General features: G+C 69.7%; 12 protein-coding genes. 2 read left to right on the top strand and 10 right to left on the bottom strand.

Going from position 1 to position 13,036, the window contains the following annotated elements; all coding sequences use genetic code 11:
* Positions 1-44 precede the first annotated feature (44 nt).
* A complete protein-coding gene (locus tag T398_RS14710) occupies positions 45-1,667 on the bottom strand; it encodes a hypothetical protein (RefSeq protein ID WP_496447469.1) in 1,623 nt (540 codons plus the stop codon).
* A gap of 399 nt (positions 1,668-2,066) precedes the next feature.
* Between T398_RS14710 and T398_RS14705 the strand changes: the two genes are divergently transcribed.
* Positions 2,067-2,963 carry a transposase gene (locus T398_RS14705; RefSeq protein WP_496447468.1) on the top strand — a complete coding sequence of 299 codons (897 nt, stop codon included), beginning with the start codon at positions 2,067-2,069 and terminating at the stop codon, positions 2,961-2,963.
* A gap of 85 nt (positions 2,964-3,048) precedes the next feature.
* Here T398_RS14705 and T398_RS14700 read toward each other — a convergent pair whose 3' ends face one another.
* Together T398_RS14700 and T398_RS14695 are read right to left on the bottom strand one after the other, a co-directional pair.
* The gene (locus T398_RS14700) at positions 3,049-3,516 is read right to left on the bottom strand and encodes a hypothetical protein (RefSeq protein ID WP_496447467.1); all 468 of its coding nucleotides are present in this window, start codon (positions 3,514-3,516) and stop codon (positions 3,049-3,051) included.
* A 130-nt stretch (positions 3,517-3,646) separates the two neighbouring features.
* Entirely contained in the window at positions 3,647-4,312 is a 666-nt protein-coding gene (locus tag T398_RS14695) for a hypothetical protein (protein ID WP_496447466.1), read from the bottom strand.
* Between the two features lie 161 nt (positions 4,313-4,473).
* Between T398_RS14695 and T398_RS14690 the strand changes: the two genes are divergently transcribed.
* Positions 4,474-5,178, top strand: a complete 705-nt coding sequence (locus T398_RS14690) for a hypothetical protein (RefSeq protein WP_496447464.1) — start codon at positions 4,474-4,476, stop codon at positions 5,176-5,178.
* Positions 5,179-5,455: 277 nt separating this feature from the next.
* Here T398_RS14690 and T398_RS14685 read toward each other — a convergent pair whose 3' ends face one another.
* The 7 genes from T398_RS14685 to fxlM form a co-directional block, all read right to left on the bottom strand.
* Positions 5,456-6,025, bottom strand: coding sequence for a nucleotidyltransferase family protein (locus T398_RS14685; protein WP_496447462.1), 570 nt, complete (start codon positions 6,023-6,025; stop codon positions 5,456-5,458).
* Positions 6,026-6,058: 33 nt separating this feature from the next.
* On the bottom strand, positions 6,059-6,493 hold the full coding sequence (locus T398_RS14680; RefSeq protein WP_496447460.1) for an NUDIX hydrolase: 435 nt from the start codon (positions 6,491-6,493) through the stop codon (positions 6,059-6,061).
* A 33-nt stretch (positions 6,494-6,526) separates the two neighbouring features.
* On the bottom strand, positions 6,527-7,309 hold the full coding sequence (locus tag T398_RS14675; RefSeq protein ID WP_496447458.1) for a thiopeptide-type bacteriocin biosynthesis protein: 783 nt from the start codon (positions 7,307-7,309) through the stop codon (positions 6,527-6,529).
* 14 nt (positions 7,310-7,323) lie between these two features.
* A complete protein-coding gene (locus T398_RS14670; protein ID WP_496447457.1) occupies positions 7,324-8,394 on the bottom strand; it encodes a lanthionine synthetase C family protein in 1,071 nt (356 codons plus the stop codon).
* Positions 8,391-11,126 carry a lantibiotic dehydratase gene (locus T398_RS14665; protein WP_496447456.1) on the bottom strand — a complete coding sequence of 912 codons (2,736 nt, stop codon included), beginning with the start codon at positions 11,124-11,126 and terminating at the stop codon, positions 8,391-8,393. Before T398_RS14665 ends, T398_RS14670 begins: the two co-directional genes overlap by 4 nt.
* Positions 11,127-11,195: 69 nt before the next feature.
* Positions 11,196-11,351: an FxLD family lanthipeptide gene (gene fxlA, locus T398_RS14660; protein ID WP_496447455.1), complete on the bottom strand. Its 156-nt coding sequence runs from the start codon at positions 11,349-11,351 to the stop codon at positions 11,196-11,198.
* Between the two features lie 12 nt (positions 11,352-11,363).
* The gene (gene fxlM / locus T398_RS14655; protein WP_496447453.1) at positions 11,364-12,605 is read right to left on the bottom strand and encodes a methyltransferase, FxLD system; all 1,242 of its coding nucleotides are present in this window, start codon (positions 12,603-12,605) and stop codon (positions 11,364-11,366) included.
* Between the last annotated feature and the right edge of the window lie 431 nt (positions 12,606-13,036).

Raw genomic sequence — 13,036 nt, 5'->3', positions numbered from 1 at the left:
CCATTTACTGCCAGCAATGCGACACTTTAGCGTTCCGGCCGGCGTCACCACGGCAACCGCGCCGCCACGACCGCCGTCATCACCAGCCCTTCGCCGATGACCAGCCCGGAGGCGACCGTGCTGACCGTGGCGGCGCGTTCCGGGTGACGCCGTATCAAGAGCCAGCTGGCCACCCCGCCGACCGCCATGGCCACGGTGTACGCCGGTGGCAGCAGCACGCCCAGGCCGATCGAGGTCACCGGGGCGCTGGCGAAGGCGAGGACGAAGCCCAGGGCTGCGGCCACTCCCAGCGCCGGTGAGGTGCGGCCGTCCAGCGTGGATGTGGCGATGAAATCCACGGTCTGCACCACCGGCACCGGGAGGCTGGCGCTGCCCACCGCCCCGGAGCGGATCAGCAGGACCACGGCGAGCACGCCCACCGTGGCACCCAGGATGCCACCGACCGCCTGTGTCCAGGTGACGGTGCGCCGGGGCGGCTGCCGCACGTCCGGCGGTACCTGCGACCAGATCCGCGCCGCGTAGACGTAGTAGACCGAGGAGATCCCCGCACACGTCACGAAGGCCGCGAGTAGGACCGCGTCGGTGGACGGCAGTTCCACCAGCCGCAGCACGACCACGCCGAGGAACAGCACCGGGGCCATCGGCGCGATGCCGATCTCGGCGCCCGCGCGGACCAGGAAGAGCGCGAAGAGCAGCAGCATTGCGGCCAGCAGTCCGGCCAGCGCCACCCCACGCACCGGTCCGTATCGCAGGGTCAGCGGCACCGTACCGAGCACGACGACGCCGGCGAACAGCAACCGTGCTGTGCCGGACCGGGCCTCCCGGGGGCTGCGGGACCAGCCACCGGCCGTCCGGCTGCCGCGCAGCAGGATGGCCACCGAGTAGCCGAGGACGACGCCCACTCCAACCGGCAGGATCCACGCATCGGCGAGATGCTGCGAATAGCTGACCGGCCCCGCCGGCAGCACCAGCCACATCGTAACCGTGTAGCCGCAGCCGGCGAGGAGCCAGGTGGCCGAGCGGACGCCGATCAGCGCCCCCACCCCGACCAGCAGTGGCGACAGCGCAATGCTCAGGTACGGCGGCAGGCCCGGCAGATCGGGCGTGGCGTCCGGACCGGCGAAGGTGGCAGCCAGGCTGGCCGTGGCACCGGCCGCCACGGCCAGCAGCAGGACCCGGCCGGAGCGGGTCGCCTCGCCGGTCAGGGTACGCATCAGCGTGATCGCCGGCACCAGCGCCGGGAAGGGCAGCCCGTGGCGGACCGTCGAACCGCTGAGCAGGATGCCGAGCAGCACCCCGACGATGTTCGCGGCGACTGCCAGGCCGATGAGTACCGCCACCGGTGGAACCGCACCGCCGCGCAGGGCGATCGCCGCCACGCCGGTGTCCACGGCGGCGGTCGCCAGGTATCCGCTGGAGGCGATGGAGAAGGTGGTGAACAGCAGCGGCCAGGAGAGCTGGTCGCGGACGCGCAGCAGCGCCGCACCGAGTAGCACCACGAACGCGGAACCTCCGAACCCGATGCCGGTCTTGAAACTGACCAACAGGTTCAACACGCACATGACGCCACCGATACCGAGCCCGGCCAGCACCGTCCAACTCGTCGTCGTACGGTCGTGCAGGTCCCCGCGCGGGATCGGATCCGCACCGACCCTCTCCGCGCTCACGGCTGTGCCGTCAGCAGCCGCAGCCCATCGGGCGCCGCTCTCGCGGGTATCCCGGCCGGGGGTTTCCGTGACCGGGCCGACTCCGATACGGCGGTGGCCTTGCTCATGCTTCTGCCCCGTTCGATCGTCACCACCTCGGCCTGATCATCGAGCCGGGTGGCATGGCCTGGTTCCCACGGCGGCCACCGATCGAGGTGGGGTTCCTCCGGTGCGCCGAGGGTCGGTTAGCAGGCTAACGACCTCGTGTCCGGTTGCGGGTACCTGGGTATTGACGATCGTCGTTCGTGTCATGGTGCGGACTAACGACTTGGTGCGCGATAGCTGAGTGACCCGCGTCGGTCATGAAGGTGGCCGTGCGGGACGATCATGATTGTGACGTCAAGACCGGGCCGCACGGCCTTGTCCCATCGTATCTTCACCGGTATCCCGCGACGCAGACTGGCCACGCTGATCGCCGAACTGGCCGAGCCGTGGACCGCTCAGCAGGAGTCCCGGCTCCACGATCGGCGCGGCCGGGACCGGCTCCGAGCCGAAGGCGCCGGCCCGAACCACGACCTGCCGTTCACCGACCGGGTCATCGCCACCCTGGTGGTGCTGCGTTTCCAGCTACCGCACGCCTCGCTGGCCCTGCTCTACCAGGTGGACCGGTCCACGATCACCCGAGCCGTCGGCGAGATCCGTCCGCTGCTGGCCGCCCGCGGGTTCGCCGTGCCCGGCAAGCCCGGCGTACGACTGCGGACCCTGGCCGACGTGTTCGCCTACGCTGCCGCCGAGGGCGTCGAACTGCGTATCGACGGCACCGACGTCCAGGTCCGCCGCCCGAAAGCCGGCCGACCCGGCAGGCGCGCGTTCGTCTCCGGCAAGAAGAAGCAGAACACCGGTAAGGCCACCGTGATCAGCGACGACAAGGGCCGGCTGCTGTGGTGCGGCGCGGTCCGCCCCGGACGCATGCACGACGTCACCGCCCTGCGCACCGAGGGCATCGAAGACCTCCTGCAGCAGTACCCCCAGGTGAAAGCCCAGGTCGACTCCGGCTACCAAGGCCTGGCCCGCGACTACCCCGACCAGGTCACCGCCCCGCCGAAGAAACCCGGCAAGACCGCCGACGACATCCAGCGCGCCGCCTACGAGACCGCCCGACACGCTCAGTCATCCCAACGGATCTGTGTGGAACACGCCATCGCCGAACCCAAACAATGGCGACCACTACAGCGCTACATCGGACGCCGCGACCACTTCGAAGACACCACCCTCGCCATCGCGGGACTGGTGTCCGACCGCACCGCCGAGCGATAAACACTACCCGCGCACCCTTGATTGGTCGATCAGCCGTTAGTTGTACACACCCGATGTCCGGGCTCGGGGTTCGAGGCTGCTGCTCCTATCCTCTCTGTTCGCGAGTCCGCCACGGTAGGTAGGCGGCAGTCGTCCCCGCGAGGCTGCCGACGGACAGGGCGAAGACCAGCGGCAAGAATAAGTCCCACGGCGCCCGCAGCCCGTCCTCGAGAACGATGCCGACTACCAGGCACGCTGCAGTTGTGACCAGGAAAAAGAATGTCACTCGTAGTCGGTATCCCCGGCGGACTTGTGGTGTTCCAGTGGCGGCGAGGGCGGCTATGCCCGCGTGCTCCGCCCACCCGAAGCCGACCGCCGTCAGGCAGATCACCAGGCCGACGATGACGCCCAGCAGCGAGTCGCACGCGGTGCTACGCAACGCCCTAGAGAGCGGCGGATCAGGGATGCCTGACTCCCCAGTGAAGATGAGGCGCCCGGCTCGGCCGTACGTCCAGCCCTGCACTACCGAACCCGCAGGTTGCGACTCGCGTTGCCCGGCGGCGTCTGCTTCCATCCGACCAGTGTCAGCTGGCGATCAGCCGGTGTCGACCCCATGCCGACGAAACTGGCTCCCTTGTAGTTGGCGAGTCGTCCGCTCATCATGCCGCTGATCGCTTGGGCCGCGCAGCTGCTGGCTGACTTCATCAGCGGCAGTACACGGCGTGTAGTTCTGCGTAGGGATAGCGCTGGTCGGGGTGGTAGCGGCTTCTGCCCACGCCGATCTCGGCGCAGCAGTGCGTGTCTGGCGTCTGCGCGCGATGCGCCGGGCATTCCTCGGCCAGCGCGCGGACCTGGTCGGCCTGCAGCTCGAACGCTTCCCGGCTACCGGTCAGAACCAACGTGTCGGCGGCGACCTCCCATCGGATGAAGTCGCGGAACTCGCGGTGCCAGGACCGGCGGTGATCGGCGACTGGCCGCTTCGGCCAGGCGCTGGCGGGCAAGGTGACCGTGTGCGGCGCACCGGGGCCTAACCGGGCACGGACCGGTCTCCACCTTGAGGCTGGGAACGCGAGACGGTGGTGCAGCAACACCAGATCCAGTGGGCGCCCCCATGCGCACTCGTCCGGCCTGGTCGCCGCGCGCAACGGCAGGTAGACGATGCTGTGCGGCGATCGGGCGGCCAGGCCCCATGCCATCGCGAACATCGCCGCCGTACGCTTGTCCAGACAGAACTGCGCTCCCAGACGCCCCTCGTAGAGACCTGCGAAACCCGGCGCTCGAGCGGGACGGACAACGCGGTACTCGCGGCTCTGGTACCGGACCATGCTGGCCCGTACCGACCACCTGCGCTCGGCTAGGCGGAGAACCACCTCAGCGCCACCCCTCGATCATTCGTCGCAGCTCCATTCCCCGCCCGGGATCATCACCGCTTCCACAAACCCTGGGCAACCAGGTTCGCCGCTGGCAAGGGCGCGGGGTGCTCCGTGGAGGACTTGGGTACGGTGGGCGGGCACCTGCGAGGAGGCTGGGCGTGACCGACGTTGCCGTTGATGGTCGTCGCCGCACCCATACCGCCATCGTCGCCGCCGTCGCAGCCGTGTTGGGGCTGCTCGCGTTCGCCGCCGACTTTGCTGGGGGCGTCGTCGGTCAGGTCGTGGTCGCGCTCACCAGCAGTGGCTTCGCCTGGGGTTTGACCGCCTTCCTGGCCGGCTATTCCGCTGCGGGCGCCAGACGAGCCGTTGCCTGTGCTACCGGCCTGTTGGCGCTGGCCACGCTGGTCTACTACCTGCTTGTACTGTTGGTCAGCCGTCGGTGGAGCGGGGGGTACCTGGAAGACGGCACGTCGGCCGACCTGCAGGGTCTGGGCTCCATCGCCATCATGACGGCAGTCTGGCTGATCGGTTCCCTCGTCGCGGGGCCGATGCTCGGCCTGCTTGGCTGGCTCGTACGAGTGGGTGGAGTGCCGCGGGCGGCGCTGGCTGCCGGAGTCACGGCCGGGCTACTGTCCGGCGAGGGCTGGCATGCGATCGTGGTGGCACGGCCCTGGCACCTGCTGGCAACGGCCGACCCGTACCAGGCGGAGTTCCTCCGAGGCGTTGCCACCTCGAGCCTTGTCAGGATCGTGCTTCCGTTCGCCGTTCTCGCCTGGCTCGCAACAGCGCACCGGCTCTGGCGCGCATGGCCGACGCTGCTCGTCGCCACCATCACCAGTGGCGCCCTGAGCGCGCTGCGTTGAGTTCATGGGCAAGAAGAGTGATAACCCCAACTTCGAGTTGCCCTTCCTGCACGCTTTGATCGCCCACTACGCGACTGTATTTGGGCTCGCGTCAGAGGGGTTACCTCCGCATCACGGCTAGGCTTTGGCTGTCCACGTGACTAGCACGGTGGACAACAATAGACCGTCAGTGAATATAGAGGGGCGTCGGGTAGCATCAACAGCCTTACTCATCTGCCGCGACGATGGCGCCCTGCGATCAGCAGGTCGACTCGGGCAGCGGGCTTCGAACGCCGGGTCACATCACGACGCGGACACCGGGCCAGCGTTCGGTGGGGCGGTGGCGGGAGAGTCGCCGCCGGGAGATCTCCGCGCTGACCCTGGCCGGGTTGCGCCGCCACACCCCGTCGAGCAGATCGTCGAGGCCGTGCGGCGCGCATACCGTGATCTGGTCATGCGCGTCGAGGCGGACGGCCACGGCGGTGGCGTACTCGGGCCAGGTGGCAACGGCATCGGCGACGGTCCGCAGCGGCACCACCGGACCTCCGCCGAACTTGGCCGGGTACCAGGTATGCACCGCGGCCTGGTTCTTTGCCTCCCACGGCGGATTCGGCCAGGCCGCCACCAGTCGCCGGGTGGCCCGGTCGTCGTTGTCGCGGCTCAGGTCCGTCGGGTCGTGGAAGACGACGTCGACGTCCCGCACCGATGACGGGTCGAAGCCGTCGCCGTATCGCTCGCCCCAGACGAGGTCGCGGATGGCGCCGGCGCCGATCCAGGCGTCCGGCAGGCCGGAGTCCCGGACGACGCCCAGCGCCCGGATCATCCATGGGCTGCGCAGGACCAGGTCCCGCAGTTCGTCTTCTCGCATCGTTTCCCCCGATTGTCGCTGTTGGATTCCTGGTCAGTCGAACAACCGGCCCACAAGCGCGCCCTGGCCAGACTGCAGGACGTGCGCGGTCCGTAGCGGTATCCAGAAGCACTCGAACCGGGTGGGCTCCTGCTCGCCGGCGTGGTCTTCCTGGCTCGCCCATCGCTCGGGCGTCGGCCCGTGCAGCGCCAACTCGAAGACGTGCCGACGTTGGATCTCAAAGCGGAGCGGGCTGAGGTCGTACTCGATCTCCCCCAGCTTGCGCACGACGGTGAAGCCGGTCAGTCCGGTCTCTTCGCGGGCCTCGCGCAGCGCCGCGTCCGCCGGGTCCTCACCGGGGCGGACGCTGCCGCCGGGCACCTGGATGCCTACCTCCTCGTAGCTGAAGTCGGTGTGGCGGAAGACGAGCAGGTGCCCGTCCCGTACGACGTAGCAGAGAACCTTGTTGGTGATCACCTTCTCGGGCACGGCGCCTTCCTCCACTCCTTTCCTCTGGTGCGTCTACCCGGGGTCTGGCAGGTGTGTATCGGGCGGGCCGAAGATGGCTTCCTGGGCCGCTCGGGCGAGGGTGGCCTGGGTGGTGGCGGGTAGGCCGAGCCTGTTCCAGTGGAAGATCACGTGCAAGGCGATTACTGCCCGCAGGCCACGGGCGAGGGTGCCCGTTTCCCGTTGGCGGTGTAGGGCTGCGCCGGCGTGTGCGAATGCGGTGTGCCAGTCGCCGGTGGTGCGAGGTGCGCCGAGCAGCAGGCTTCGAACGTCTCCGGTGAACCTCTCCCACCTTGGGGCATCGGTTGGGGGTGCCTGGTTGAGGTGTGCTGCGCGGTGCTCGACGACTTGTGCCCAGACGTTGCCTTGCTCGTTGAGGTCGAGCCGTGCTGCGCGCATCAGGGCGGTGCACAAGATCAGGGAGTGTTCGCGCCGGGTGGTGGGGTGCTGGTGGAGGTAGGTGAGGAGGTGGCGGCTGTCGTGGTGGAACAGCGTGTGGGCGGTGGTCATGGCGTCGTGGCCGCCGAAGGCGTGGGTTTCGGGTTCGTAGATGTCACCGGCCCAGGTAACCCCTTCGGTGAGTAGCCCGCGGGCCTGATCCCCGCTCTCTGGGCTTCCTGTTGGGAGGTAACGGATGCGCCAAGCGCCTTTGCGGATGAACCACCAGGAGGTGATCAGGCCGGCGGTCTCGGCGGCGGGAAGCACTCGGCGCAGGTGGGCGACGGCCTGTTGCTCGCGCTCCTGGGCGGTCTGGCCGGGGTAGGTGATGTTGACCTGGTGCCAGGGGGTGTGGTCCACGGATGGCTCTTTCGTCAGGTGAGGAGGAGACAGGCGTCCCAGGCGGTGGCGACGGCGGTGACGAGGTCGGCGCCTGCCCTGCCATCGAGCAGCCCTTCGGGCTCGTTGGGGGTGGGGGCGGTCTGCCGGTGGAGATCTTCTACGGCAGCCAGGGGTATCAAGGTGAGGGCATCGGAAGCGACCCGGCGGGCGGTAGCCACCAGTCCGGCGGTGCCGTGGCACAGGCTTCGGTCGATGAGCCGTCGAAGTTGTTCGGGGTCGGCGACGCAGGTGGTGAAGGCGGTCTCGGCGAGGCGCTGCCGAGTGGTGTCGTGCAGGGCTTGTGCGGCGAGTTGCTGGGCGCGGGCGATGCCGGGGGTGCCGTAGCACCAGGACGGCCGCAGCGGGGTTCGCTGGGCCGTTGTTCCGCAGTGTAGGTCGGTGAGGGTGATGGTTTGCGGCCACCAGATCGTGCCGTCGGTGTGCTGCTGCCAGGCGTCCAGCCATCGGCTGATGCGGTTGATCGCCGTGGTGTGTCCGGCGACGGTGATGCCGTCGCGGAGGGTGAGGGCGAGCAGAGCCAAGGGACCGGTGATGCCGTGCGCCATACCGAAGTTCGCGTGACCACCCAAGGGCGGTGGCTGGCGGCGTTCGGACCCGTTCCAGCACCACCAGCCGGGCAGTTCGTCGCACGGTTCGGTGAGCCGGACGAGGTAGTCCAGGACCTGACGGAGCAGTTCGTGATCGCCGAGCCTGCGCAGGACGACGCCGAGCCCGGTCAGCCCGCGGATGAGGTCGTACTCGGCGTAGTGCGGCTGCTCGTGGCGGTCGATGCGGCGGTGGGCAGTGTCGAGTCGTCGTCGGGCCACGGTGGCGGTGCCGTCGGCGGTGACCGCTCGTGCCTGGGCGAGCCCCGGATGGTCGGTGATGGCGAGGACGAAGGCGAGTGCGGGAGCGCCGTAGAAGAGGCTGGCTCCGTCGCTGATGCTCACGCCACCGGCGGTGGCGTGGCGCAGTGCCTCGTACGCTGCCGGCCGGTTGCCGGTTTCCAGGTGCAGCAGGGCGATGCCGGCCGCACCGTCGGCGAGGGACTGTCCCGTGGTCACGGCTTGAGCCCGGCGAGGGTGGTGCGGGCGATGGTGCGGGCCATCCGCAGGCAGTGCCGTTCGGAGGCGGGGTCGACGCCGACCATGCGGGCGTGGTGCAGGTGCAGCAGGTCAGCCAACACGTCGTCGGGGTCGAGCCCGTCATCGGCGACCATGGAGCGGTAGGCGGCCAGCGCTGCCGCGAGTCGCTCGTCATGCACTGGACGTCGGGCTTGTTCGAGCTGGGCGGGGTCGAGGCGGGGGCCGGTTCGGTGAGGGACGTGGGTGGCGAGCCAGCGCGGCCCGTCGCCGGTGAAGCCGTCGGCGATGGCGATCATCCCGGCGGCGGCGGCGGCCTGTCGGTCGCCGGTGAGCCGGTGCAGGGCGGCGTGGGAGTCGGCGGCGAACACCCGCTCGGCGGCGGCGAGGGTCGCCGCAGCGCCGTGGCGGGTTTCGGGGCGGTACGGGTGCAGGCTGTAGTCGTGCAGGAGGGCGTCATCGTGCAGGTGCTGCACCCAGCCGGCGAGATGGCGGGCGGTGTCGGCGAACCGGTCAGTGTCCGGAAGCGGGATGCGTAGCCGCAGGTGCGGCTCGGGATGGGGATACCTCAGGAACCACCAGCCGGCTGGTAGGTGGCCGGCGAGGTCGGTCAAGATGTCATCGAGCCGACCGTGTAGGTGTGCCTCGATCCACCGTGACCGCCCTGGCCAGTGCTGAACAGTGGTGGCTGGTCGGGCTGGTCGGGCTGGTTGAGCGGCCGGCGCGGGGTGGGTGAGGGTGAGCAGGAGTTCGGCGGGGCGGTCGTCGATCCAGCCCGCTGGCCCTGGAGCCTCGGTGATCACGGTGCGGGGATGCCGTTCGAGGTGGTCGCGTAGGACCGCCAGGTGGGCGGGGTTGTCCAGGTCAAGGCGTAGGCGTATGTCGTCATCGCCGACCAGGACCTGCTGCGGGATGTGCCGTTGGAGGCGGTGTCGTCGCCAGGCGTCACGCCACTGCGCCCATGCTGTCCCCTGAGCGGGAAGCGCGGTGTGGTCGACGATCCAGCGGGCGGGGTGCAAGATGGTGCGTCCCCGTCGCAGGCGGGGTAGGAACGGCAGGCCGCTGGCGTGTCCCCAGTCGAACCGGCTGCACGGTGCCGTCCAGGCGGTCCAGATCTCGGCCAGGAACCGCATCAGCGGCTGCTGCAGCGTAGGCAGCAGGACGCTGTTGAACAGCAGCGGCTCGACGGGCTGACCGGTGGTCAGCGATACCAGCCACAACCAGCGTCCGTCGCCGACCACCGCCAGGTCTTCGATCGTGTACGGCGGTGCCGGGTGGAAGTCGCCGATAGGAAGGACGGGCAGCAGCTCGGGCGTCCGGGCTACTGCGGTGAGGCGGGCGTCAAGGGGTGGTCCGGACAGCTGCAGCGGGGTTGCGCCGGGCAGGGCGGTCGGCAGATGCCGGTAGACCTGTTGGAATCCGGCGAGTTCGGCGGGGGTGAGCAGGTGCAGGAACCGGGCGGCGGCGACCCCGGCGTGGCGGGACCCGCTGAGTACCGTCAGGGTGAACGCGCCGCGGTCCAGATCGTGCGGAGTGTCGGCGGCGAGGGTGAACCGCAGTTCGGTGTGCGGGATCGGCGGCCGGTCGTCGCTCCCGCGGAGCCGGTCGATCAGCGCGTCGTCGAGCACCACTTCGGCGCAGCCGTCGAGTGCGGCCTGCTGCGCGAGCTGTCCGAGCAGCCGGTCGCGGGCGGTGAACAGCGCTGGAGCGCGACGAGTGGATCCCCGGTAGCCGGCCGGAAACCCGAGCACGTTCAGCACCTCACGGATGGGAGCAGCCGCTCCTGGACCCCATCGCTCGATGAACGCGTTGTGGTACTCGGCCCATCCGGGGGTAGGTGGTGGCGCTACCGCCACGAGGGTCGACGCGGCCCGCTCCGCCTCGTACAGGACCGGCGGGGGCAGGGTCACGGCGATGTCGGCGCGTAGATCGACGGCGGTCCGGCTGCCCGGCGTCGGAATGACGTCGTGGCGGGCAGCGTGTGCGGCCGGGTCGGTAGCGGTCATGGGTGGGCGGAGGGCCGACAGCAGCACCCCGGTGTGGACCAGTTCCGCCAGCAGCCGTTCGGCGTCGGCGATGCTGGCGGGCCCGGCGACCGTCGCGGCGAGGTCGGCGAACCTGACCGGTGAGCGCGCCGCCTGGATCGCCGCCCGGATTGGGCTGGTCAGGCGGATCTCGACGTCCCACCGCCGATCGTCGCTGGCGTGGGCGCAGGGCAGAATCCACCTGTCGCCGCGCCGGTATCCCAACGAGTTCGTCACCACCGCGAAGGCGCGCAGGGTTGCCAGGTCCTGCTCGGCCCGCGCGACGCGCTCGGCGATGAACTGGCCGTCGGGGCGGGAGACCGCGCGATGAGCGTCGCCCAAGCGGACCGCCGCGCGAGCGCCGAACTGGACCGGGGCGACACCGGCGAACGTGCCGAACGGGGTCGCACGGGTGGTCCAGCGCAGCAGGTACCGGACCACTGACTGCACCAGGCGCCGCAGTCGCTGCCGAGGCACCGGCTCCCCGCTCAGCGCGCGTTGGATCTGGTCGGCCAGCTGCGGCGCCGCGCCGGTAACGGCTGCCGCGAACCCGGGCAGCGTCCACGTCGTGTCCAGCCACTCGCGCCACTGATCCGGATGACCGTGGGCCATGTCGGGCCAGGGCGGCAGAACGAGGCCCTTGGGGTAGGCGGCGATTCTGATCAGCGCCGCGCCAGATGCGGGAACCATGATGCACCACCGAATCGACGGGCCCGGCGTGCGCGACGCCGGGCCCGATCGTGAGAGGAACGGAAGGGGTCAGTCGCCGCCGTCGCACCTGGTCGTGCAGGCGTTGGAGCCGGTGTTGCCGGAGCCGCACCCGTCGTCGGTGGCGGTGGCGTAGCCGCCCGCGGTGGGGCCGGCGTCGACCAGGCTGACGTCCAGGGCGAACTCCGAGGCTTCGGTGTCGTTCACTCGCGTTCCCTTCTATGCGGGGATGAAGGTGAGGACGAAGCGGCTGTGCCGCTTGTCCAACACCGTCCCGGCCGGCAGGTCGCCGTCGGGAGTACCAGTGGGCAGGACGTGCAGCACCGGCGAAGGACTACCCGAATCCAGCCACGCGCGCATCTGTCCGACCATCCGACCGGCCGCCGACGCGGCGTCGGGCCCATGTGCACAGGCGCCGAGGTCAAACATGTCGTCGTCGTTCCAGCGCAGCGTCGAGCGGTAGCAGAACGCGCCGTTGTTGAGGGCGGCCGGTGTGCCGAAGCGCCACGCCGGGGCGACGACGCCGGAATCCACTGCCTCCTGCTGAGCCGTAAGAACAACGAAAAGCTGTCCCGCATCGGTGATGCGGGACGCCAACCACAGGTCGAGGTCAGCCAGGACGGTACGAGGGGGCAGACTCACCCCGGCCCACGCCTGCGTCTGCGGCTGCGCCAACAGCTCACCAACAGCGCGGCGATCGACCTGCTGGTCCTCGTCCAGCCGCAGATGAACCCCGTCAGCGATGTCGACGTACCGCACCTCATGCGCCCCAGCGCCCTGCATCGACACGAACCCGCACAACCGCTGGCTGTGACTGACCAGCCGATCGCCGGTCCGACGCATCGCCCACGATCGCGTCATCCCGAACGTCCGCAGCGGCACGACCAGCGTTCCGTTCTCGGCCAGCTGCGCGGTCCAAGCCGGGGAAATGTCCCACGCGCCGACCGTGACGATGATCAGGTCGTATGTGCGGCCCGGGTTGACCGGTTGCTCGGCGTCCGCGCACACCACGGCCACGTCGTCGTAACCCGCCGCAGTGAGGCAGGCGGTGGCCCGGTCGGTCACCTCACGATCGATGTCAACGGTCGTGACCGAGCCCGACGGGCCGACCAGCTCGCGCAGCAGCGCGGCGTTGTATCCGCCGGAACCGATCTCCAGGACGTGCCGACCGGCCAACCCGCCGTCGACGGCGTCGGCTGCCTGACCGAGCATCTCCGCGATGAGCCACGGCGCCGACACCGAACTGACCGCCTCGTCGCCGATCCGCTTGGTCACCACGGCCTGGTCGGCCCGATACGCCTCCGTAAGCGCGGCATCCGGCGTGAACAGATGACGTGGCACGGACCGTAGTGCCGCCTCCACCTCGGGCCGCATGACCAGCCCTTTCTCCATGTGATCAGCGACGAGCTGATCGACCATTGCGGCGTGGAGGTCCTCGCCGCTCGCCGTGTCGACACTCATTCGGGTGCTCTCCCTCTCCATCAGGACCTCCCGATCGGGTGGTCCGCCGTACCGCTCTTCTCGGGCCCAACAGAGCGTCAAGCCGCTGGACTCGCCAAGTCACACGGGTATCTCAAGTCGGTGTGGTGCCGGTCGAAGGTCGCGTCCTGCTGGCGGTCATGGGTGCCCGGGTAAGCGCCCAATGCCCATGGGCATGATCGTTCGTGCGTCGGGAAAGCCGGGGCGCAGCCGTTGTACCAAGATCGCGGCGCGGAGCGGACTCCTGCTGCACTGCAGCCTCCCGTGCTAAGTCGGTGGCGGATCTGACGAGCAGCCAACGGCACGTCTCCACAATCGCCCGGCGAGTCGGTGGAGTGAATGCCGAGCATGCGGACGAAGCGGCTGTCCGCATGTGCGCCACCGGTGAGCGTCTCCCGTACCTACGCACCTCG

Source organism: Salinispora goodfellowii, assembly GCF_059570675.1.
Note: the sequence above shows the minus strand (reverse complement) of the source record. Positions and strands in the feature narration are given on the sequence as shown.